The 21,223-nt window shown below is 69.8% G+C and carries 18 protein-coding genes and 6 tRNA genes; 19 read left to right on the top strand and 5 right to left on the bottom strand.

Annotated features, from left to right (window positions below):
- Positions 1 to 314: 314 nt before the first annotated feature.
- From CCO03_RS15180 to coaD, 3 genes are all read left to right on the top strand, one after another.
- A complete protein-coding gene (locus CCO03_RS15180) occupies positions 315 to 1,982 on the top strand; it encodes a citrate synthase family protein (RefSeq protein WP_169717479.1) in 1,668 nt (555 codons plus the stop codon).
- Between the two features lie 57 nt (positions 1,983 to 2,039).
- Positions 2,040 to 2,273 carry a hypothetical protein gene (locus CCO03_RS19895; protein ID WP_157667720.1) on the top strand — a complete coding sequence of 78 codons (234 nt, stop codon included), beginning with the start codon at positions 2,040 to 2,042 and terminating at the stop codon, positions 2,271 to 2,273.
- Positions 2,274 to 2,585: 312 nt separating this feature from the next.
- A complete protein-coding gene (gene coaD, locus CCO03_RS15175; protein ID WP_087284764.1) occupies positions 2,586 to 3,095 on the top strand; it encodes a pantetheine-phosphate adenylyltransferase in 510 nt (169 codons plus the stop codon).
- A 531-nt stretch (positions 3,096 to 3,626) separates the two neighbouring features.
- Here the strand turns inward: coaD and CCO03_RS19890 are convergent.
- A complete protein-coding gene (locus CCO03_RS19890; RefSeq protein ID WP_157667719.1) occupies positions 3,627 to 4,262 on the bottom strand; it encodes a phosphatase PAP2 family protein in 636 nt (211 codons plus the stop codon).
- 18 nt (positions 4,263 to 4,280) lie between these two features.
- Between CCO03_RS19890 and CCO03_RS15165 the strand changes: the two genes are divergently transcribed.
- From CCO03_RS15165 to CCO03_RS15150, 4 genes are all read left to right on the top strand, one after another.
- Positions 4,281 to 5,456 carry a TOMM precursor leader peptide-binding protein gene (locus tag CCO03_RS15165; protein ID WP_157667718.1) on the top strand — a complete coding sequence of 392 codons (1,176 nt, stop codon included), beginning with the start codon at positions 4,281 to 4,283 and terminating at the stop codon, positions 5,454 to 5,456.
- Between the two features lie 263 nt (positions 5,457 to 5,719).
- Positions 5,720 to 6,586, top strand: coding sequence for a hypothetical protein (locus tag CCO03_RS19885; RefSeq protein ID WP_157667717.1), 867 nt, complete (start codon positions 5,720 to 5,722; stop codon positions 6,584 to 6,586).
- Positions 6,583 to 8,136, top strand: coding sequence for a YcaO-like family protein (locus CCO03_RS15155; RefSeq protein WP_205690316.1), 1,554 nt, complete (start codon positions 6,583 to 6,585; stop codon positions 8,134 to 8,136). The genes CCO03_RS19885 and CCO03_RS15155 overlap by 4 nt, the downstream gene beginning before the upstream one ends.
- A 73-nt stretch (positions 8,137 to 8,209) precedes the next feature.
- Positions 8,210 to 9,022: a nitroreductase family protein gene (locus tag CCO03_RS15150; RefSeq protein WP_087282400.1), complete on the top strand. Its 813-nt coding sequence runs from the start codon at positions 8,210 to 8,212 to the stop codon at positions 9,020 to 9,022.
- Positions 9,023 to 9,279: 257 nt separating this feature from the next.
- Here CCO03_RS15150 and CCO03_RS19880 read toward each other — a convergent pair whose 3' ends face one another.
- From CCO03_RS19880 to CCO03_RS15135, 4 genes are all read right to left on the bottom strand, one after another.
- The gene (locus CCO03_RS19880) at positions 9,280 to 9,453 is read right to left on the bottom strand and encodes a hypothetical protein (RefSeq protein WP_157667716.1); all 174 of its coding nucleotides are present in this window, start codon (positions 9,451 to 9,453) and stop codon (positions 9,280 to 9,282) included.
- A 479-nt stretch (positions 9,454 to 9,932) separates the two neighbouring features.
- Positions 9,933 to 11,069 (bottom strand): acyl-CoA dehydrogenase family protein, encoded by a 1,137-nt coding sequence (locus CCO03_RS15145; RefSeq protein ID WP_087282398.1) that lies wholly within the window; start codon positions 11,067 to 11,069, stop codon positions 9,933 to 9,935.
- 120 nt (positions 11,070 to 11,189) lie between these two features.
- Positions 11,190 to 12,647: a cardiolipin synthase gene (gene cls, locus CCO03_RS15140; RefSeq protein ID WP_087282397.1), complete on the bottom strand. Its 1,458-nt coding sequence runs from the start codon at positions 12,645 to 12,647 to the stop codon at positions 11,190 to 11,192.
- Between the two features lie 8 nt (positions 12,648 to 12,655).
- Positions 12,656 to 13,027, bottom strand: coding sequence for an ArsC family reductase (locus CCO03_RS15135; protein WP_087284760.1), 372 nt, complete (start codon positions 13,025 to 13,027; stop codon positions 12,656 to 12,658).
- A 94-nt stretch (positions 13,028 to 13,121) separates the two neighbouring features.
- Between CCO03_RS15135 and folC the strand changes: the two genes are divergently transcribed.
- The 12 genes from folC (at position 13,122) to CCO03_RS15075 (ending at position 21,099) form a co-directional block, all read left to right on the top strand.
- Complete coding sequence (gene folC, locus CCO03_RS15130) at positions 13,122 to 14,423, top strand: bifunctional tetrahydrofolate synthase/dihydrofolate synthase (RefSeq protein WP_087282396.1); 1,302 nt, start codon at positions 13,122 to 13,124, stop codon at positions 14,421 to 14,423.
- 18 nt (positions 14,424 to 14,441) lie between these two features.
- The gene (locus tag CCO03_RS15125) at positions 14,442 to 15,323 is read left to right on the top strand and encodes an SPOR domain-containing protein (RefSeq protein WP_087282394.1); all 882 of its coding nucleotides are present in this window, start codon (positions 14,442 to 14,444) and stop codon (positions 15,321 to 15,323) included.
- Between the two features lie 73 nt (positions 15,324 to 15,396).
- Positions 15,397 to 15,930, top strand: a complete 534-nt coding sequence (locus CCO03_RS15120; protein ID WP_157667715.1) for a CvpA family protein — start codon at positions 15,397 to 15,399, stop codon at positions 15,928 to 15,930.
- A gap of 35 nt (positions 15,931 to 15,965) precedes the next feature.
- Complete coding sequence (gene purF / locus CCO03_RS15115) at positions 15,966 to 17,438, top strand: amidophosphoribosyltransferase (RefSeq protein WP_087282389.1); 1,473 nt, start codon at positions 15,966 to 15,968, stop codon at positions 17,436 to 17,438.
- Positions 17,439 to 17,526: 88 nt separating this feature from the next.
- On the top strand, positions 17,527 to 18,768 hold the full coding sequence (locus CCO03_RS15110) for an O-succinylhomoserine sulfhydrylase (protein WP_087282387.1): 1,242 nt from the start codon (positions 17,527 to 17,529) through the stop codon (positions 18,766 to 18,768).
- 117 nt (positions 18,769 to 18,885) lie between these two features.
- Positions 18,886 to 20,304 carry a glutamate--tRNA ligase gene (gltX, locus tag CCO03_RS15105; RefSeq protein ID WP_087282386.1) on the top strand — a complete coding sequence of 473 codons (1,419 nt, stop codon included), beginning with the start codon at positions 18,886 to 18,888 and terminating at the stop codon, positions 20,302 to 20,304.
- Between the two features lie 77 nt (positions 20,305 to 20,381).
- Positions 20,382 to 20,457, top strand: a tRNA-Ala gene (locus CCO03_RS15100).
- A 53-nt stretch (positions 20,458 to 20,510) separates the two neighbouring features.
- Positions 20,511 to 20,586 (top strand) — tRNA-Glu (locus CCO03_RS15095).
- A gap of 59 nt (positions 20,587 to 20,645) precedes the next feature.
- Positions 20,646 to 20,722: transfer RNA gene (locus tag CCO03_RS15090), tRNA-Asp, on the top strand.
- 50 nt (positions 20,723 to 20,772) lie between these two features.
- Positions 20,773 to 20,848 (top strand) — tRNA-Ala (locus tag CCO03_RS15085).
- Between the two features lie 40 nt (positions 20,849 to 20,888).
- Positions 20,889 to 20,964, top strand: a tRNA-Glu gene (locus CCO03_RS15080).
- Positions 20,965 to 21,022: 58 nt separating this feature from the next.
- Positions 21,023 to 21,099, top strand: a tRNA-Asp gene (locus CCO03_RS15075).
- The last annotated feature ends 124 nt before the right edge of the window (positions 21,100 to 21,223 follow it).

Raw genomic sequence — 21,223 nt, 5'->3', positions numbered from 1 at the left:
CGGGTCAGGCGGCTTCGTGCTGCCGAGGCGCTTGGTCGGCGCGGGGGATCGTGTTCCGTCAGATCGATATGGATCAGGGCATCGACGATGCGCTTGCCGGGAATTGGTAGCGCACCAGCACCCAGGCCACGACCTGAGCCAGGAAGGCGTCACCGACTGCCTGAAAGACGCCAGCCACACGTGGCGGCCCGCCGGATGAGGCCCGGGTCGGGTTCACTGGCAAGCGCCAGGATGGCACCCCGCGGCGCGGCCTCGGCGGGATGTGCCCAAAGCTCGGCCAGCGGGCAGGCGCGCGCTTCGGTAGGCTTGCCGCCATGCCCACGCCTCGCCCTTCACGCCGGACCATCCCCGCTGCGCCAGTTGCCCCAGATCCGTCAGCCGGCGCGCCCGAGGCGCCGTGGCTGTCGGCTGCAGAGGCGGCCCGCCTGCTCGGCATCCAGCGCGGCAGCCTGTACAGCTACGTCAGCCGCGGGCAACTGCAGGCCGAGCGCCTGCCGGGCGAGCGCGCCAGCCGCTACCTGCGCAGCGACGTGATGCGCCTGGTGCGCGAACGCCGCACGGTGCGCAACCCGGCCCGCGTCGCGCAAGCGGCGCTCGAATGGGGACGGCCAGTACTCGATTCTGCCGTCACCCTGGTCGACGAGGGCAAGCTATACTACCGGGGTGTGGAGGCGGTGGCCTGGTCCGACCACGCCACGCTCGAGGACACGGCGCGCCTGCTGTGGCAGGGCATTGCGCCAGCTTTGGGGCCATCGGGCGGGGCGCAGGCGCACGGCGGCGTGGCCGAGGCAACGCCGATCCAGGGCCAACCGCCAACGGTGTGTGCAGAGGCCGCACCCGCCCCGCATGCCCAACCGCGATCGCTGGACGAGACCGGCCGGGCTTCAGACGAGCGTGCGACCGGCCCGCTCTTTGCGTCACGCGTTCAGGAGGGGCATGCCAGGGCCCCTCGGCGTGGGACAGATGAGGAGGCCACCCGTGCCCATGGGGACGGGGCGGATGAAGCGGTCGCCGTGGCCAAGGCCAACGAGACCGGCACCGATGAGGTGGCAGGCATGGCCGTCGATGCCGAGCGGGCTGATCAGGCCGATGCGGCTGTGGCGACCGCCGCGGCTGATGTGGCACGGCAGGTGGCGCTGGCGCTCGCGCGTTGGCACGCCCCCCATGCGCTGGCCCACGCCGCTTGGCCCGATGTGCGCACGCCGGATGGGCTGGCCTGGGCGATGTTGGGGCACATGGCGACGGCTTTGCTGGACGATGAGCCCGTCGGCAGCCCGCGCGGCGCCGACCCGGGCGAGGCCTTGCACCGCCGGCTGGCCAGGCGATGGGGTGCATCGGCACACGCGGCCGACGTGCTGCGGCGTGCGCTGGTGCTGTGCGCCGACCACGAACTCAACGCCTCCAGCTTCGCCGTGCGCGTGGTGGCCTCGTCGGGCGCCAGCCTGCATGCCAGCCTGGGCGCGGGGCTGGCAGCCTTGTCCGGCCCGCTGCATGGCGGCATGACGCAGCGCATCGAGGCCCAGTGGGACGCCTGGCATGGCCGCACCGCCGCCCAGGGCCTGTCGCCGTCGCTGCGGGCGCAACTGGCCCGGCGGCCCGGGGGATTGGCGCCGGGCTACTGCGCCGGCTTCGGTCACCCGCTGTACCCGCAGGGCGACCCGCGGGCGGCCAGCTTGCTGCGCCAGCTGCCACCCGATGCCGCGCGCGAGCGCCTGCTGGCCCAGGTGCTGGCCCACACCGGCCAGCACCCCAGCCTGGACTACGCGCTGGTGGCGGTCCGGCGCGCGCTGCACCTGCCCATGGGCAGCGCTTTTGTGCTGTTCGCGCTCGGTCGCACCGTGGGTTGGATCGCCCATGCGCAGGAGCAGCGCGACAGCGGTCAGCTCATCCGGCCCCGCGCCCGCTACGTCGGCGTGGCGCCGCAGGCCGACCAGCCGCCCGAGCCCACCTGGCCCGGCGCCCGGCGGGTGCACTTTGGCTGAGCGAACGGCCCCCGCATCGCGTCCGGCGAGACCATGGCGACGTGGGACTGCGACAGCATGTTCGACGCCGCCCGCATCCTGGGCGCCACCATCCGCCACGTCGCGCAGCCGTTGGCACCGTGCAGCTTGGGCGCGACTGCGGCACCGGGAAAAAAGCGGCACCTGTGGCATCACGGCGGCAGTGCCCTGGAACGTCGCCGGCGCAGCATGTCGTTCGCGGGCAGCCCCGGTGCTGGCCGCACCCCCTGTGGCTCGCCGACAACGGCGGCCTGCCGCTGGGTGTGCAGCTGATCGCCGTGCCCTGGTACGAACACCTGTGCCTGCGCGCCGCGCAGGCCGCCGTCGCGGGACCGCAGCGGGGGCGAGGTGCCTCATGCCCAGCACGGCTGGGCTGGAGCGCAGCATGGGCCGCCTCCCGAACCACGCGCAATGGGGCGGGAATGAGGCTGTCTCTTCACCTCAATCCGTCCCGCACGTCAGCCCGATCGCCGCATAGGACGGGTCGGCGCACGTGGCTGCCCCCGTTGCCCAGGTGCTCGCGGCACGCGTGGCGTGCAGGGCACAATGCCCGCCGTGATCAACGTCCCCAGTGAGAGCAAGCCCATGAGCCGACGCGTCGTGGCCGTTTACCCCGGCACCTTTGACCCCATCACCCTGGGTCACGAAGACATCCTCCAGCGCTCCGTCGCCCTGTTCGACCACGTCATCGTGGCCGTGGCCGCGGCGTACCACAAGAAAACGCTGTTCACGCTGGACGAGCGCCTGGCGCTGGCGCGCACCTCGGTGCAGGCGCTGGGCGATGCGGTGTCGGTGGCGCCGTTCGACGGCCTGGTGCGCGATTTCGTGCGGGCCAACGACGCCAAGGTCATGGTGCGTGGCGTGCGCAGCGCCACCGATTTCGACTACGAGGTGCAGCTGGGCGGCATGAACCGCAACCTGATGCAGGACGTGGAAACCATCTTCCTGCTGCCCGACAGCCAGCTGCAGTACGTCAGCAGCACCTTTGTGCGCGACATCGGCTTGCTGGGCACCGAGGTTGACCGCTTTGTGGCGCCGCATGTGGCCCAGGCGCTGGCGCAGAAGAAGGCCGAGCGCAACAAGCCCTCGGCCTGAGGCATCGCCTGGCGCCTCGCATCGCGCATGGCCAGGTGATTCGCTCGGTTGAGTCGAGCAATGGGGTATGGTGCCATGGTCGTTGGCTTGAAAATGACCATGGCCTGATACCCGTCATCTTGAAAACTTGGAGGGGTGGGCCTGTGGCCCACCAGCAGCCCGGTGGGGGCGCGCGTCGCGCGCCCGTCATGGCACCGGCGCTGCGTCTGGCGGATGAGCGCGGCCTGCACCAGCCAGCGGCGCCGAGCCCCGCGCATGACGCTGTCCGGACTGGCGCCACGTGCTGGTGATGTCGGTCCGCAATGGGTCAACCGTGCCGACAGCACCCCGTCCTGCTCGCAGGCCTTGCCGTTGGCAATCAGGCGTTGTTCACGCCCGCTGCGCCGCGCGAGCGGGATCAGCGCGGGATGACGAGGGCAGGGGACGCCTGGGCACGGGACGCCTCATGGGGCTCGGGCCGACCCGCTGGCGCGCTGAAGACCCCTGCCGACAGCAGCGCGCGAAGACCCGCGCCAGACGGGCTGCGCGCGCTCAAGCCAGCCTGCGCGCCCCGTCCCGCGGCCACTGCCCGGCCAGCCACCCCAGCGCGGCGCCCGCCGCCACGTCGACCAGGCCGTGCTGCCAGGTGGCCAGGGTGGACCACGCAACCAGCGCGCACCAGCCATGCCACAGCCCGCGCAGCCGCACGGGCACGCGGGCGCGCATGGCCTGCCAGACCAGCACCAGCACGGCCACGTGCAGCGACGGCACCTGGTTCACCGGTGCCTCGAACGCGCGCAGGCCGTCGAACCACGGCTGCCAGGGCAGGCCCATCGGGGGCTGGATGTGCACGCTGGCCGTGGGCCAGGCCCAGAAGACGGCGAAGCTCAACACCATGACAGCCAGCACGCGCGCGCCCAGCGCATGCAGCGCGCGCCGGTCGGCGCAGGCGAACAAGGCCAGCGGCAGCATGAGGTTCAGGCTCAGGTAGGGCACGATGGTCCAGGCCCAGAACGGCACGGCAGAATCCCAGGGCAGGGCCACGCGCACGGCTGGCGCCAGCGCCGCGTGGGCGTTGGTCAGGCGGTAGCCCGCAGTGAACACCAGCCCCAGCACACCGGCCCACACCGTGGCCGCCAGCAAGGGCGGCTCGGTGGACGAGGCGGGCGGGACCAGGTGACGCGGCATGGCGGCAAGGATACGGACATGGATGAACGATGGGTGCGCAGCCCAGCCTGGCAGTTGAGCCTGGTCGAGGCCGATCCCGGCACCAACACGGGCATGGAAGCCGAAACGGGAACTGGAGCAGGAATCAGGCCTGAGACTGGAACCGGGAGCGGGACCGGCACGGCCACCGTGCCCATGCCTGCGGCCGAGACCGAGACCGAGACCGAGACTGAGTCCACGGCGGCCACCGCCAATCACGACCCGCAGGCCGTCGGTGGGTCGGGGCCGGCCGGTCTGCAGCTCATCGTCAGCGCCGGTGCCGACGAGTGCTACTGGGTCGACGAGCTGCCCCATGCCGAGGCCGCACGCCGGCTGCATGCGGCCTGGCACAGCGGCGCCGCGGACGCCCTCGATGCCTTGCGCGAGGATGCGGCGTGCGCCGCGGCCCTGCGCCAACTGCGGCGCGTGGGGGCGGTGGTGCCGCAGGGCGGGGTGCAGCCCGTGCGCCGGGTCGTGGTGCGTTGGTGGGGGCGGCCTGCACCGGCCTGGCTGGCCGAGCTGGACCGGCAACTGGCGACAGGTGCGTTGGTCCCGCCGAACGAGGTGCAGGGGCATCACGCGCCGCCCGCCACAGGCGGTGTGTCCGGCGCTGCGCACGCGCCGGACGTGGAGCCCGGTCAGGCCTTGGTGCGTTTGCAGCGCGTGGCCGACGCTGGCGTGGCCGCCTTGGGTGCTTCGGACACGGGCGTCGATCTGGGTCACGAGGTGGTGGTGTACGTGCGAACCACCGATGATTGGCAAACGGCCTTGCCGGCATACTGCGAATCCCTGGAGACCAGGCCTCACCTGCTGCTCGACCTGGCCTACCACCATTCGGTCGTCATCGGGCCGTGGGTGGTGCCGGGCCAGACCGCCTGCCTGGCCTGCCTGGGGACGCGCACCGTGCGGCGCTGGGCCGATGCGCCCGTGCCGCCCAGCCCGCAGGCCCTGGCGCAGCCGGCCCTGTCGGTGGCCCTGCTGCTGCAGGTGCTGACAGCCGCCGGCTCGCCCGGTGGCCAGGCCGCCTGGATCGAGCACAGCACCCACGTTGACCTGCGCACGCTGCAGTCGCAACGCGCCCGCGTCTACCGCCAGCCCTGGTGCCCCGCCTGCGCGCACCTGCCCGATGCGGGCAGCCTGGCCGAGCGACACGGCGGCCGCCTGCCGATGGTTTGATGCCCGCTGCCCGCTGCCCGTTGCCCGTTGCCCGTTGCCCGTTGCCCGTTGCCCGTTGCCCGTTGCCCGTTGCCCGTTGCCCGTTGCCCGTTGCCCGTTGCCCGTTGCCCGTTGCCCGTTGCCCGCTGCCCGTTGCCCGTTGCCCGTTGCCCGTCGCACAGACGCACACAGCCCAGCCCTCAGGCAGGCGGCTGACGCGAGCCTCCGCGAACGCGGCAGGCGCTGGTATCGTGCGGGGTTTCTGACCTCGACCGCGGGCCGCCATGCAACGCCTTCCCAGTCCCTTTGAGTCGCGCAGCCAGGTGTTGCCCTCTGCTGCGGGCGGGGGCTCGACCAGTTCCACCTGCTCCTCGTCCTGCGTGGCCACCCTGGTGGCCTCGGTGGGGCTGCCGCACGCGGTGTTCAAACGGCTGGTGAACGACGGCACGGTCACCGCGTTGCCCCACGCGCGGCCCGGCGTGGAGGCGTCAGCCGCACCGGTGGTGCTGCCTGCCGATTCGGCGGATATCGCCCAGCGCCGGCACCCCGAAGACCGTTCAGGCGCGCCTGCGCCGGCTGGCACGCCGCAGGTTCAGACATCAGAAGAGCAGGGGTATCCACCGATTGCCGTTCAAGCTGAAACGCAGAACCCGCATACACCCTTACCGATGCCGCCCGCCGAGGCCGTCCCACGGACACCCGCAGCCCTGGTCGCCGATGCACCGCACGTGCATGCGGATGCCAACGCGAACGTCGACAGTCACCCGGCTGCCGAGCCGGTGGGCATGCCCGACCCGGCACGGCCCTCAACCGCGGACCGGCTCGATGCGCTGCCGAGGGCCGTGCCTGCGCTGGCGCCCGTGGCGCCGGGCCGCCACGCCTTCACGCGCGGGGCGGCCTGGGGCCATGCCTGGGCTGTGCTGGGTGCGCTGGCGCTGGGGGCGGTGCTGGTCGCTGCACTGGCGGACGTGCTGGGGGTGGCGGCCGCGGTTCTGCCGCTGGCGCTGGTGCTGGCCGTGTTCGCCAGGGCGTACCGCCAGGCGGGCCGCAGCCCGGGCGACGGCGTGCTGGCCGGCATAGGCGTGCAGGCGCTGATTGCGATCATCCTGGTGGTCGAGGTGGCCATCTGGATGGCCCTGATCCTGGCGTGAACGGGGGCGATCGCGTGGGGCCGGAGCCGTTCGCTGCCCGCCGTGCCGCGCCCGTGCGGCGTCTGTCGCAGGCCTTGATCGAGCAGGCCGCTGACACGCGCTGTGGCCTGTTGCTGAGCCCGCGCCCCAGTGCCGTGCAGGCCTGCGATGTGGCGGGCCTGGCCAACTGGGCCGTGCCGGCCGACCCGGCCGAAGCGTGGCAAACCGTGTCCGGGGCCGTGGGCTGGGGCGACGAGGCGGCGCGCGCCGGTGCCATTGCCGAAGGCTTGGAGCGCCTGGCGGCGGCCCAGGTGCCGCTGCCGCTGCGCACCCGGGCGTCGCTGGCCGCCGATGCGGGCGCGTCGTGGCTCGACGTCGACGACTTCGCCTTGTTCAGCCCCGCGCAGCGCGAGGCCGCGGGTTTTCCGTGGCCCATGCGGTCTGCTCCGGGCGATCTGTTTGCCGAGGTGCACCGGCTGCGGCCCGGACGGCTGCAGGGCCGGAACAGTCCAGTGGCTGGCGCTGCCGGCGACAGTGGCCAGCCAGCACACGCTGGCGGCGCGGTGCCGACCGGGCAGCGGGCCGGTGCCGGCCAGGCCGACACGGTCTGGGTGCCGCAGGAGCTGGTCGGGCTGGGGCCGCGCCAGGGCGTGGCGCGTTTGCCCTCCACGTCCAGCGGCCTGGCCGCGCACCGCGACGGCGTTCAAGGCCCCTGGCTGGCCCTGCTGCGGGCCTTGCAGGAGCTGCTCGAGCGCGATGCGCTGACCGTCACCTGGTTGCACGGCCTGGGCGGGCAGGAGATTGCCGTGCCTGCGCACTGGCAGGCACGCGCCGCGCGCCTGGGGGGCGAGCTGCGGGCATTCAACCTGACCCAGGCCTGGAACCCGCAGCGCGTGGTGGCCGTGGCCGGGGGCGCGCCGCAGCAAGGGCAGCCACGCTGGGTGCTGGGCGTGGCCTGTCGGGCCAGCGTGGCCGAGGCGCTCGAGAAGGCAGCGCTGGAATGGGCGCAAAGCCTGGCGTTTGCCGGCTACATGCTGCGCGAACGCGCGCACCGCCTGCCGCGCGAGGCCGCCCGGCTGCGCCGCTTCGACGAACACGCGGCGTTCTACAGCCTGCGGCCCGACCTGTGGCCCCAGTGGCCGCTGCTGCGCCACGCGCAGCCCTGCACCGCGACGGCTCTTGAACCCAGTGCAACGTGGCCCGGCACAACGCCTGCCGCAGCGACCCGCGTTGAGTGGATCGCGACGCCAGCGGTCGCCGCGCAACCGGCCACCGCCGCAGCGGCCGCCCCGATCGGCGGTGCAGGCGGAACCGCCCAGGCCCAGGTGGAGGCGCTGGTGCAGCGCCTGCACCAGGCGGGCATTGAGCTGCTGTACCGCGAGCTGACCACGCGCGACGTGGCCGCGGCAGGCGTGCGCGTCATGCGCGCGGTGTCGCCGCAGCTGGCGCAGCTGCACGCCGACGAACGCGCGCCCTTTCTGGGCGGGCGCACGTCCGACTGGCGCTGGCGTTACCCCCAGGCGCAGCCGCACGGACCGTTTCCCAACCCCTTGCCCCACCCGCTGGGATGAGGCGAGCGGTCGCCAGCGCCGTGCGGCCTCGCTTCACGCCCAGGCGGTTCACCGCCGCCAGAAAGACCTGCCCATGACCGATTCCCTGGCGCACGACGCGCCGCTGTTTGCGCTGTACTGGACCAACAACACGCTGAACCCGGCACGCGCGGGGCCGCTGGCCGAGCGCATCGGCTACGACGCCGCCACGCCGTACCGCCCGCCGCACCCCGTGCACGCGCGCGCGGCCGACCCCCTGCCGGTGCCCCGCAGCGGCCTGCTGGCCAGCTATGCGCGCCGGCGCAGCGTGCGTCGCCTGGGTGGGCAACCCTTGACCCCGGGCGACCTCAGCCGCCTGCTGGTGCCGCTGGCGGCGCGGCAGTCGGCCTGGGGGCATGGCGATGATGGGTATGACGATGCAGGGCGCTATCTTGCATCGGGTGGTGCCAAATACCCCATTCAGGCCTATGGCGTGCTGCTGAACTGGGTCGATGCGCACGGCCAGCGTCTGGCGCCCCAACGCGTGTGGTACGACCCGGCCTGCCATGGCCTCACGCCGCTGGGCGCCGCGCCCGATTGGCCGCAGCTGGCGTCCTGGCTGGGGCTGGATGCGGCCTTGGGCGCGGATGCCAACGCTGCCGGCGACTGGGCCACACCGCCCGCCTGCATCTGGCTGCTGGCGGGCCAAAGCGCGTTCAGCTGCCGCAAGTATGGTGAGCGCGGCGGGCGCTTCATGCTGCTGGAGGCCGGCAGCCAGATGGGCGCGCTGGCCCTGCAGGCGGCCGAGGCGGGGCTGGTGGGCACCGCGCTGGGTTCCTTCCACGACCAGGCGCTGCTGGACCTGTTCGAGCTGGGGCCTGACCACCAGGCGCTGGTGGTCTACGCCTGCGGCCATCCGGCCTCTTGAAGCCCCATGTGCGTCGTGCGCAGTGGGCGCGTGACATGGGCCGCGTGAGGGCCGCCAGAGCGGTTGCGTGCGCGGTCCTCGCCAGACATCTCCAGGGGACTGTCGCGCGGCGACACGCCGGTCGGTTGTGCCATCTGCGTCCCCTCCGGCAAGCCGATGAACGCGGACGGGCTTGCGACGGTCCCGTTGCCGACTTCGGTCCGGTCGCGAGCGGGCCTGGGCAGTCCGTGGACCCGGCGGCCGTGCGTGCGGGTACCTCAGAGGCGCTGCGTGTCGGTGGGTGCGGCGGCAGGCAGCACAGGCGCTGGCTCGATCACGGGCTCGGCCAGCTCGGCGGCCACCGCGCGCCTCAGCACGGGCAGCAGCTCGGCTTCGAACCAGGGGTTGCGCTTGAGCCAGCCGCTGTTGCGCCACGAGGGGTGCGGCAGCACCAGCGTGCGACGGTGTCGTGCACGCTCAGGCGGCGCAGCTCGGCGGCCACGGGCAGGCGGGGCAAGTGCCAGCGCTGGGCATGTTGGCCCACCAGCAACAGCAGGCGCACCGCGGGCAGGTGGGCCAGCAGCTGCTCGCGCCAGGCGGGTGCGCATTCGCGCCGTGGCGGCAGATCGCTGCCGTGGGCATCCAGGCCCGGTCCGTGAACCCGGGCAACGCGCCAATCCGTGGGCGAGCCGTCGGCACGAACCAGCGACCTGAGCGGCTCCGCATGTGTGGGTCCAGGGGATGGGATCGCGCGGGCGCCGGCAGCCTGTGCCTTGGCGCGCAGCGGCCGGGCACCCGCCCGCGATGGGCGGCGTGGCCGATCAGGCCGGGCGCTGCATCGTGTGTCGTGCGTGCATTTGGATGTTGGGGTATGCGCCTATTGCCGTTTCATGGACATCGGAAACAGGGCCATACCCCATAATTTTGAGCATCAAGCTGCCGCAATGGCGCGCGCGATGACCAGGCGCTGGATGTCGTTCGCGCCTTCGTAGATCTGCGTCACGCGCACGTCGCGGTAGATGCGTTCGACGGGGAAGTCGCTCACGTAGCCGGCGCCGCCGTGGATCTGGATGGCGGCCGAGGCCACCTTTTCGGCCATTTCAGAGGCGAACATCTTGGCCATCGAGGCCTCGGTCAGGCAGGGCTGGCCGGCGTCCTTCAGCTGCGCGGCGCGCCAGACCATGAGGCGCGCGGCGTCGATCTGCGTGGCCATGTCGGCCAGGCGGAAGGCGACGGCCTGGTGGTTCATCAGCGGCTCGCCGAAGGTGACGCGGTCCTTGGCGTAGCGCACGGCGGCTTCGTAGGCGGCGCGCGCCATGCCGACCGACTGGGCGGCGATGCCGATGCGGCCGGCCTCGAGGTTGGACAGCGCGATCTTGTAGCCCTCACCCTCGGCGCCGAGCAGGGCGCTGGCCGGCACGCGGCAGTTCTCCAGGCCGATCTGCGCCGTGTCCGACGCGTGCTGGCCCATCTTCTCTTCAAGCCGCAGCACCACATAGCCCGGCGTGGCCGTGGGCACCAGGAAGCACGAGATGCCTTTTTTGCCGGCGGCCTTGTCGGTCACGGCGAAGACGATGGCCACGTCGGCATGTTGGCCGGTGGTGATGAACTGCTTGACGCCGTTGAGCACGAAGTGATCACCGTCCCGCTCGGCACGCGTGGTGATGGCTGAGGCGTCGGAGCCCGTGTGCGGCTCGGTCAGGCAGAAGCAGCCCAGGGCCTGACCGCTGGCCAGGGGCTTGAGCCAGGTTTCCTTCTGCGCTTCGGTGCCGTATTTGTGGGTGATGCCGCAGGCCAGCGAGTTTTGCACGCTGACGATGGTGGAGGTGGCGCCGTCGCCGGCGGCAATCTCCTCCAGCGTCAGCACCAGGCTCAGGTAATCCATGCCTGCGCCGCCCCATTCGGGGGGGATGGTCATGCCCATGGCGCCGAGCTCGCCCAGGGCCTTGAGCTCGGCGGCGGGGAAGTGGCGCTCGCGGTCCCAGCGGGCGGCGTGGGGGGCGATTTGCGCTTGCACGAAGGCGCGCATGGCGTCGCGGGTCATCTCGTGTTCGGGGCTGAGCAGCATGGGGTGTCTCCTGGTATTGTGTTGAAGGGTGAGGCAGTATGGTGCATCTGCCGTTGTGAAAATCATCGGTGTCGGTTGATACTGGCTTTTCGGTACGTTCTGATCAGGCAATGGGCTGATTCACAGCAGGGGCGCCAGCAGGCGCGCCGAGGCCTCGGCCAGCCGGGGCAGAAACGGCAGTTCGCGCCGCCGCGGCACGCGGGTGCACTGCGCGGCGTCGGCCTCGAACATGCGGGCCAGGTCGTGGTTGGCGGGCTCGTCGAACAGCACCACGCTGAGCTCGAAGTTCAGCATGAAGCTGCGGTAGTCGAAGTTGGCCGTGCCGATGTGGGCGATGCGGTGGTCGGCCAGCAGGGTTTTGGCATGCAGCATGCGCGGGCCGTATTCGTAGATCTGGGCGCCGACGCGGGTGAGTTCGTCGTAGTACGAGCGCGCGGCCCAGGTCACCACGCGCGAATCGCTCATGCGCGGCACCATGATGCGCACGTCCACGCCGCGCAGGGCCGCGTTCGTCAGCGCGGTGAGCGCCGGCTCGGTCGGCACGAAGTAGGGCGTCACCAGCCAGACGCGTTCCTCGGCCTGGTCGATGGTGTCGATCATGGCGCGGTGGATGGCCTGCGCTGGGCTGTCGGGCCCGCTGGCCACGACCTGCGCGTGGATGGGGCCGGGTGCCTGGGCGACGAAGAGGTCGCCCGAGGTCAGGCCCTGCTGGGTGGCGTACACCCAGTCCTGCACGAACAGGTACTGCAGCCAGCTGACCACCGCGCCCTCCAGCCGCAAATGCGTGTCGCGGAAGGCCGTGTCGGGGTTGACGCGCTCGTTTTCGGTGTCGCAGACGTTGATGCCGCCGGTGAAACCGATGCGCCCGTCGATGATGGCGATCTTGCGGTGCGAGCGCAGGTTGACCAGCGGCCGGTGGCGGTCGAAGCGCGTGGGGTGGAACACGCTGAACTCGCCGCCGGCGTCGAGCAAGGCCTTCAGCACGGCCTTGCCGCGCCGGCCGCTCAGCAGCGGCGAGCCCACGGCATCGACCAGCAGGCGCACCTTCACGCCCTGGCTGGCTTTGCGGTGCAGCGCCTGCAGCACGGCCTTGCCGCTCTCGTCGTGCTCGAAGATGTAGTACTCGAGGTGGATGTGGTGCTGGGCCTGGCCGATGGCCTCCAGCAGCGCCTCCAGCGTGGCGTGGCCGTTTTGCAGGTAGCGCGCGCTGTGGCAGCTGGACATGGGCAGGCCGCAGGCGCGCTCGATCAGCGTGCTGTGGGCGCGGGCCCAGTCGGGCGCCTCTTCGCGCTGGCGCAGCAGCGTCCGCACGTCGGCCTTGTCGATGAAGGCGTCTTCGCTGCGGCTGCGGCGCAGGTTCTGCCGCTTGATGCGCTGCGGGCCGAAGACGCGGTAGATCAGCAGGCCCAGCACCGGCATCAGCACCAGGGTGATCACCCAGGTGAGCGTGGACACGGGCGAGCGCTTTTGCAGCACGATCCAGACCGCCAGCCAGATGGCGTAGACCACCCAGGCCCAGGCCAGGGCCGCGCGCCAGGGCTCGAGCACGAGCCAGGCGTGGTGCAGGGCAGCGTGCATGGCTGCCGTCAGCCTTGGGCGAGGCGGGCCTGCCAGGCGTCGGCATCGAAGCCAACGGTCACCGTGCCGTCCGGCCAGGCCACCACCGGCCGCTTGACCAGGCTGGGGTGCTCGGCCATCAGGGCGGCGGCCGAGGCCGCGTCGGTCGCCCGCGCTTGCTCGCTGTCGCTGAGCTGGCGCCAGGTGGTGCCGCGCTTGTTCAGCACCTGGTCCCAGGGCAGCTGGCGGGTCCAGGCCAGCACGGTGGCGGCGTCCAGGCCCTGCTTCTTGAAGTCGTGGAAGGTGTGGGTGACGCCCTGCGCCTGCAGCCAGGTGCGGGCTTTTTTCACCGTGTCGCAGTTGGGGATGCCGTAGAGCGTGGGGGTGGGGTGTGCAGACATGGGGCCGATCATGCCAAGAATCCGTGGCGGTTCCGGCGTGCCCTTCGCCCCACGGCCGAGGCGGGCACATGGCCTGGGTGACAATCGGCCCCCGATGAAAACACTCGCCGACTGGCTCGCGCATTGCGAGCAACTGCATCCCAAGACCATCGACATGGGGCTGGCGCGCTCGCAAGAGGTGGCGCGCCGCATGGGGCTCCAGCCCGGTTGCCCGGTCATCACCGTGGCCGGCACCAACGGCAAGGGCTCCACCTGCGCGATGCTCGAATCCATCCTGCTGCAGGCAGGCTACAAGGTGGGGGTCTACAGCTCGCCGCATCTGGTGCATTTCGAGGAGCGTTGCCGCATTCGCGGCGAGATCGCCACCGAGGCGCAGCTGCTGCCCGGCTTCGAAGCCGTCGAGGCGGCGCGGGGCGACATCAGCCTGAGCTATTTCGAGTTCACCACCCTGGCCATCGTGGCCGCCATGAGCCAGGCCCAGCTCGATGTCATGGTGCTGGAAGTCGGCCTGGGCGGGCGGCTGGACGCGGTGAACGTGTTCGACGCCGATTGCGCCATCATCACCAGCATCGACCTGGACCACACCGAGCTGCTGGGCGAGACGCGCGAGGCGATTGGCCTGGAGAAGGCCGGTATCATGCGCCCCCGATCGCCCGTTGTGGTGAGTGACCCTGTACCCCCCAAGAGCGTGATCGATCACGCGGAGGCGATCGGGGCCGACCTGTGGCTGATGGGGCGGGACTACCGCTTTTTGCCCGCACCCGGACAAGAGCGTCAGCAGTGGAACTGGAGCGGCCGCCACAAGCGCTACAGCAGCCTGGCCTACCCGGCACTGCGCGGCGCCAACCAGCTGGCCAACGCGGCCGGCGTGCTGGCGGCGCTCGAAGCCCTGCACACGCGGCTGCCGGTGACGGCGCAGGCCGTGCGCGTGGGGCTGGGCCTGGTCACGCTGCCGGGGCGCTTTCAGATCGTGCCCGGACAGCCCAACCTCATCCTCGACGTGGCGCACAACCCGCACGCCGTGGCGGCGCTGGCGGAGAACCTCGATGCCATGGGCTTTTTCCCCACCACGCATGCCGTGTTCGGTGCCATGGGCGACAAGGACTTCGCTGCCATCCTGGCGCGCATGGACCCCCTGGTCGAGCGCTGGTATTTCACCGACCTGCCCACGCCGCGCGCGGCCAAGGCCGATCAGCTCGAGGACGTCTGGCGCGCCACGACGCGGCGCAAAGACGTGGCCGTGCAGTCATTTGGCGACCCTCAGCAGGCGCTCGATGCCGCCATCGCGGCCGCACAGCCCACTGATAGAATCGTCGTCTTTGGATCCTTCTACACCGTGGGAGGCATCCTGCAGCACGGAACGCCGCGCATGCCTGCGCCCCACGCAGGTCACTGATAGCCGCCCACACCGCCCATGGCTCTATTCAAGTTTCGCTTGCCCGGACAGGGCGAGGCGCCTGACGCTCGCCGCCGTGCCGGGGCCTCCACCAGCGCGCGCAAGCAGGCCGCTCCCACCGAAAGCGTTGAAAGCCTGCGTCAGCGGGCCCGCCATCGCGTCATCGGCGCCACGGTGCTGGTGGTGGGCGCGGTCATCGGCTTTCCCATGCTGTTCGACACCGAGCCACGTCCTGTGGCGTCGGACCTGGCCTTCCACATTCCCGAACGCGATGGGGTGCAGACCCTGGCGCCCAACGCGCGCATCGAGAGCGTCGCGGCGCAGGACAGCCTGAACGACCACGAAGAGGTGGTGACGGGCGACGCCACCGAGCCCCCGGGTGCCGCACGCGGCGCGGCCAGCGCCGACGCCGAGCGCGCGGCCCAGGCCCGCCAGCAGGCCGAACGCGAACAGGCCGAGAAAGAGGCCAAGGCCCGGGCGGCCCAGGACAAAGCGGCCCAGGACAAGGCCGCGCGTGAGAAGGCCGCCCGGGAAAAAGCCGCCAAAGACAAGGCCGAACGCGAGAAGCGCCAGGCCCAGGAGAAGGCCGCCAGGGACAAGGCCGAGCGTGACAAACGCCTGGCCCAGGAAAAAGCCGAGCGCGAGAAGGCTGATAAGGACAAATCCGACGCAGGCCGGTTCGTGGTGCAGGTGGGCTCGTTTGCCGAAGACGCACGGGCCAGAGAAGCCCGCAGCAAGCTTGAACGCGCGGGCATCCGCACCTACATCCAGGTCATCGACACCAAGGACGGCAAGCGCACGCGGGTTCGCGTGGGCCCGTTCACCAGCCGAAGCGAAGCCGAAAGCGCCGCGCAGAAGGTCAAGTCCCTGGGCCTGTATTCCGGCATCGCCGAACTGTGACACCGTGGCCAAAGCCATTGACCCGGGCTTGGCTGGCGCCGGACCGGTGTGAAGGTGGTCCATGGAGGGTGCGGTGACGGGCTGGCCCGCCGGCAACGGGCTGGACCTGGCGCTGTTGGGCGTGTTGCTGTGGTCGGCGCTGGTGGGTGCGTGGCGCGGCCTGGTGTTCGAGGTGGTGAGCCTGGCCAGCTGGGTGCTGGCGCTGATGGCCGCCTGGCTGTTCGCCGATTCGGTGGCCAGGGCCTTGCCTTGGCAGGACTTGCCACCAGGTGTGCTGCACGGCCTGGGCTTCGGCTTGGTGCTGCTGGGCGTTCGACTGGTGCTGAAGCTGCTGGCGCTGGCGCTGCGGTCGGTGATCCAGGGCAGCGTGCTCAGCGGCATGGATCGTGGCTTGGGCGCCGTGTTCGGGATGCTGCGCGGGGGCTTGCTGCTGGGTTTGGTGAGCCTGGTGGTGCTGATGACGCCCTTGCGCGATGCTGCAACCTGGAAGGCCTCGTTCGTGGCCGCCTGGTTGACGCAAGGGGTGCTGGCCGCGAGGCCTTGGGTTTCGCCTGAGTTGCAATCGCTGTGGCCCCAGGAGGGCCGGGCGGCTGGAACGGGTGTTTGAAGTGACGCGCGGCTCGACCGCGCCAGGAAAGCAAGATGTGTGGAATCGTCGGCGTTGTCAACAACGCACCTGTGAATCAACTGCTGTATGACGCGCTGCTGCTGCTGCAGCACCGTGGCCAGGATGCGGCAGGCATCGCGACCCAGCAGGGGCGCACGTTCTTCATGCACAAGGCCAAGGGCATGGTGCGCGACGCCTTCCGCACGCGCAACATGCGCGCGCTGCCGGGCAACGTGGGCCTGGGCCAGGTCCGTTACCCCACGGCGGGCGACGCCAACAGCGAGGAAGAGGCGCAGCCCTTCTATGTGAATGCGCCCTTCGGCATCGTGCTGGCGCACAACGGCAACCTGACCAACGCGCAGGCGCTGAAGCAGGAGCTGTTCCACACCGACCACCGCCACATCAACACCGAGAGCGACTCCGAAGTCCTGCTCAACGTGTTCGCGCACGAGCTCGAGCGCGCCTCGGCGGGCCTGCCGCTCAAGGCCGAGGACGTGTTCAAGGCCGTGCGCCGCGTGCACCAGCGCGTGCGCGGCTCGTACGCCGCCATCGCCATGGTGGCGGGCTTCGGTCTGGTTGCGTTCCGCGACCCGCACGGCATTCGGCCGCTGGCCATGGGCCAGGGCGAGGATGGCAGCTTCATGGTGGCCAGCGAATCGGTGGCCCTGGAAGGCACGGGCTTCCTCTTCGAGCGCGACGTGGCGCCCGGCGAAGCCATCGTGATCGACCTGGAGGGGCGCATGCAGGCCCAGCAATGTGCCGACAACCCCAAGCTCGACCCCTGCATCTTCGAGTACGTCTACCTGGCGCGGCCCGACTCGACCATGGACGGCATCTCGGTCTACCAGGCGCGCCTGAACCTGGGCGAGTCCCTGGCGCAGCGCGTGGTGTCGGTGGTGCCGCCCAGCGAGATCGACGTCGTGATCCCGATTCCCGAATCCAGCCGGCCCAGTGCCACGCAGCTGGCGCACCTGCTGGGCAAGCCCTACCGCGAGGGCTTCGTGAAGAACCGCTACGTGGGCCGCACCTTCATCATGCCCGGCCAGTCCGTGCGCAAGAAATCGGTGCGCCAGAAGCTCAACGTCATCACCAGCGAGTTCAAGGGCCGCAACGTGTTGCTGGTCGATGACTCCATCGTGCGCGGCACCACGTCCAAGGAAATCATCCAGATGGCCCGCGACGCCGGCGCCAACAAGGTCTACCTGGCCAGCGCTGCGCCGCCGGTGCGCTACCCCAACGTCTATGGCATCGACATGCCGTCGGCCGATGAGCTGGTGGCTGCGGGCCGCACGCTCGAAGAGGTGCGCGAGTACATCGGGTGCGATGCGCTGATCTACCAGGACGTGGAGGGCATGAAGCGCGCCGTGGGCAGCCTGAACCCCCAGCTCACGGGTTTCGATGCCTCGTGCTTCGACGGCGTCTACGTGACCGGCGACATCACGCCCGAGTCCATCGAGCGCATGCGGGCCAGCCGCGTGGTCAGCACCGAGACTGCTGACGAAGAGTGAACCCTGTGGGGGAGTACCAGGTGGTTCTCGTTATCTTGGTAACGAGAATCCCTGTATACCCTTTGATTTTTCTGTAGAACAGGCCGCCATGCCATCCAATCCATCCGACGCTTTTGAGCTGGGCCTGCCCGACGGCCTGCACCCCGACACCCTGGCCGTGCGCGAGGGCGTGGCGCGCAGCCCGTTCGGCGAGCATTCCGAAGCGCTGTACCTGACCAGCGGCTTCGTGCAGCCGGACGCCGCCACCTCGGCCCAGCGCTTTGCCGGCGCCGAAGCCGGCTACACCTACAGCCGCACCAGCAACCCCACGGTGACGGCGTTCGAGCGTCGTCTGGCGGCCCTCGAGGGCGCCGAGGCGGCCGTGGCCACGTCCAGCGGCATGGCGGCCATCACGCTGATGTGCCTGGGCCTGCTGCGCGCGGGCGACCACGTGATCTGCTCGCAGTCCATGTTCGGCTCCACGATCAAGCTCATTGGCTCGGAGTTCGCGCGCTTCGGCGTCGAGTCCAGCTTCGTGTCCCAGACCGACGTGGGCGCCTGGCAGGCGGCCGTGCGGCCCAACACCAAGCTGTTGTTCGCCGAAACGCCGACCAACCCGCTGACCGAGGTGTGTGACATCGCCGCGCTGGCCCAGATCGCCCATGCCGCTGGCGCGTTGCTGGCCGTGGACAACGCGTTCGCCACGCCGGCCCTGCAGCGCCCCATCAGCCTGGGCGCCGACCTCGTCATCCACTCGGGCACCAAGTCACTTGATGGCCAGGGCCGCGTGATGGCCGGCGCCGTTTGCGGTGCGGTCAAGCACATCGACGTGCTGGCCACGCTGATCAAGTCGGCCGGCATGGTGCTGGCGCCCTTCAACGCCTGGGTCGTGCTCAAGGGCATGGAGACGCTGGCCATCCGCATGCGCGCCCAGAGCGAGTCCGCCGGGGCGATGGCACGCTGGCTCGAGGCCCAGCCCGAGGTGGACCGCGTGTTCTACCCGGGCCTGGCGTCGCACCCGCAGCACGCGCTGGCCATGCGCCAGCAGGGCGGGGTGGGCGGCTCCATCCTGTCGTTCGCGGTGAAGGCCGAGTCGCCCGAACAGGCCCGCCGCCGCGCCTTCCAGGTCATCGACGCTTGCCGCGTCTGCTCCATCGCCACCAACGTGGGCGATGTGAAAACCATCATCACGCACCCGGCCAGCACCTCGCACGGCCGCCTGAGCGAGGAGCAACGTCAGGCTGCGGGCGTGGTGCAGGGGCTGATGCGCCTGTCCGTGGGCCTGGAGCACGTCGGCGACCTGCAGGCCGACCTGCGCCGCGGCCTGGACGGCCTGCTGCAGCTGGCGTGATCGGGCGCGTGCCCGGTCAAGCCAACCTTTTCATCCATTGCCATTGATGCGAGGAGTATGGTGCAGCTGCCGTTGATTGATGAACGGCAACAGGCTCATACTCCTTCAAAGAACACCATGTCCAACACCACCACACGCGTGCGCACGCGGTTTGCGCCTTCGCCGACCGGCTTCATCCACCTGGGCAACATCCGCTCGGCGCTGTACCCCTGGGCCTTTGCCCGCCATGAGCAGGGCGACTTCATCCTGCGCATCGAGGACACCGACCTGGAACGCTCCTCGCAGGAAGCCGTGGACGTCATCCTGGAAGGCATGAAGTGGCTGGCGCTGGACATCGACGAAGGCCCGTTTTACCAAATGCAGCGCATGGACCGCTACAAAGCGGTGCTGGCCGAGCTGCAGGCCAAGGGCCTGGTGTACCCGTGCTACATGAGCCAGGAAGAGCTGGACGCGCTGCGTGAGCGGCAGATGGCGAACAAGGAAAACCCGCGATACGACGGCACCTGGCGGCCCGAGCCGGGCAAGGTGCTGCCGCCCGTGCCCACAGGCGTGCAGCCGGTGCTGCGCTTCAAGACGCCGCAGACCGGCGTGGTGGCCTGGGACGACAAGTGCAAGGGCCGCGTCGAGTTTCAGAACAGCGAGCTGGATGACCTGGTCATTGCGCGGCCCGATGGCACGCCGACCTACAACTTCTGCGTGTGCGTCGACGACATGGACATGGGCATCACCCACGTCATCCGCGGTGACGACCACGTCAACAACACGCCGCGCCAGATCCACATCTTCGAAGCCCTGGGCGCCTCGATCCCGGTCTTTGCCCACCTGCCCACCGTGCTGAACGAGCAGGGCGAGAAGATGAGCAAGCGCCGCGGCGCCAAGGCCGTCACCCAATACCGCGACGACGGCTTCCTGGCCGATGCCGTGGTCAACTACCTGGCCCGCCTGGGCTGGAGCCATGGCGACGACGAGTTGTTCTCGCGCGAGCAGTTCATCGAGTGGTTCGACCTCGATCACCTGGGCAGCAGCGCCGGCCGCTTCGACGAAGCCAAGATGCGCTGGGTCAATGCCCAGCACATCAAGGCGCTGGCCGACGCCGAGCTGGCCCGGCTCGTGACCCCCTTCGTCATCCAGGCGGGCGTGAGCGAAGCACAGCTGAACGCCGACGATCGCCTGGTGCGCATCGTGGCTTTGTTCAAGGACCGCTGCGAAACCCTGGTGGACCTGGCCAACTGGGTGCGCCTGTTCTACACAGATGCCGTGGTGCGCAACGCCGACGATGAGGCCAAGCACCTCACCGCCGAAGCCCAGCCTGTCCTGGACGCCTTTGCCGCCGCCATCGACGGCCTGGGTGATTGGAGCAAGGACGCGATCGCGGCAACCATCAAGGCGGTGCTGAAAGAACAGGGCGTGAAGATGCCCCAATTGGCCATGCCGGTGCGGGTGTTGACCCTGGGTACGGCGCACACGCCGTCGGTCGATGCGGTGCTCGAATTGCTCGGAAAAGAAAAAATTTTGGCTCGTTTGCAAAAACGCTGAAAACCTGCCTATAATTCGAGGCTCAGCAGATGACGAACACAAAGCAATGCGTGAGGCGAAGTCTGATGAGGCTTGTTGGGGGTATAGCTCAGCTGGGAGAGCGCTTGCATGGCATGCAAGAGGTCATCGGTTCGATCCCGTTTACCTCCACCAACACAGAACGATGAAAATCGCTCTGACAATTTGAACGGAAGTTCTTAGGTTTTGGTCCCATCGTCTAGAGGCCTAGGACATCACCCTTTCACGGTGAGTACCGGGGTTCGAATCCCCGTGGGATCACCAAGTTTGAAGCACTTGGTGGCTGGTTGAAGAGTCAACCGGTTGCGCAAAGCTTCCTGCCAGGAGTGGTAGTTCAGTTGGTTAGAATACCGGCCTGTCACGCCGGGGGTCGCGGGTTCGAGTCCCGTCCACTCCGCCAGTTTCCAGGCTGCATGCCCACAAGGCATGCAGCTGACCGAAAGGTCAAAAGGGGGTATAGCTCAGCTGGGAGAGCGCTTGCATGGCATGCAAGAGGTCATCGGTTCGATCCCGTTTACCTCCACCAACAAGATGGTTCGGCAACGAGCCATCGGGTTCTAGGAATTGACCCTATCGTCTAGAGGCCTAGGACATCACCCTTTCACGGTGAGTACCGGGGTTCGAATCCCCGTAGGGTCGCCAAGTTTGAGGCGCTTGGTGGTCAGTCGGTTTGCCGATTGGTCGCAAAAGCTTCCTACCAGGAGTGGTAGTTCAGTTGGTTAGAATACCGGCCTGTCACGCCGGGGGTCGCGGGTTCGAGTCCCGTCCACTCCGCCAGTCTTCACGGACTGCATCCATTCGGGTGCAGTCCGTTTTCTTTTGCTCAACCGTCGGGTCCAGAGCTCCTTGCGGCATCGGGCGCAGGGACATTCACCGGGTCGCGATGCGGTCCAGGGTCCGA

The organism is Comamonas serinivorans (genome assembly GCF_002158865.1).
GTDB classification, from domain to species: Bacteria; Pseudomonadota; Gammaproteobacteria; order Burkholderiales; family Burkholderiaceae_C; genus Comamonas_E; species Comamonas_E serinivorans.
This window is presented reverse-complemented; position numbering and strand designations above follow the sequence as displayed.

Coding starts and splice junctions, on each gene's coding strand:
- CCO03_RS15165 (WP_157667718.1), top strand. CDS start 4,281: ATGGATGAACGATGGGTGCGCAGCCCAGCCTGGCAGTTGAGCCTGGTC.
- CCO03_RS15150 (WP_087282400.1), top strand. CDS start 8,210: ATGACCGATTCCCTGGCGCACGACGCGCCGCTGTTTGCGCTGTACTGG.
- CCO03_RS19885 (WP_157667717.1), top strand. CDS start 5,720: ATGCAACGCCTTCCCAGTCCCTTTGAGTCGCGCAGCCAGGTGTTGCCC.
- folC (WP_087282396.1), top strand. CDS start 13,122: ATGAAAACACTCGCCGACTGGCTCGCGCATTGCGAGCAACTGCATCCC.
- CCO03_RS15145 (WP_087282398.1), bottom strand. CDS start 11,069: ATGCTGCTCAGCCCCGAACACGAGATGACCCGCGACGCCATGCGCGCC.
- CCO03_RS19895 (WP_157667720.1), top strand. CDS start 2,040: ATGTTCGACGCCGCCCGCATCCTGGGCGCCACCATCCGCCACGTCGCG.
- gltX (WP_087282386.1), top strand. CDS start 18,886: ATGTCCAACACCACCACACGCGTGCGCACGCGGTTTGCGCCTTCGCCG.
- purF (WP_087282389.1), top strand. CDS start 15,966: ATGTGTGGAATCGTCGGCGTTGTCAACAACGCACCTGTGAATCAACTG.
- coaD (WP_087284764.1), top strand. CDS start 2,586: ATGAGCCGACGCGTCGTGGCCGTTTACCCCGGCACCTTTGACCCCATC.
- CCO03_RS15125 (WP_087282394.1), top strand. CDS start 14,442: ATGGCTCTATTCAAGTTTCGCTTGCCCGGACAGGGCGAGGCGCCTGAC.
- CCO03_RS15110 (WP_087282387.1), top strand. CDS start 17,527: ATGCCATCCAATCCATCCGACGCTTTTGAGCTGGGCCTGCCCGACGGC.
- CCO03_RS19890 (WP_157667719.1), bottom strand. CDS start 4,262: ATGCCGCGTCACCTGGTCCCGCCCGCCTCGTCCACCGAGCCGCCCTTG.
- CCO03_RS15180 (WP_169717479.1), top strand. CDS start 315: ATGCCCACGCCTCGCCCTTCACGCCGGACCATCCCCGCTGCGCCAGTT.
- cls (WP_087282397.1), bottom strand. CDS start 12,647: ATGCACGCTGCCCTGCACCACGCCTGGCTCGTGCTCGAGCCCTGGCGC.
- CCO03_RS15135 (WP_087284760.1), bottom strand. CDS start 13,027: ATGTCTGCACACCCCACCCCCACGCTCTACGGCATCCCCAACTGCGAC.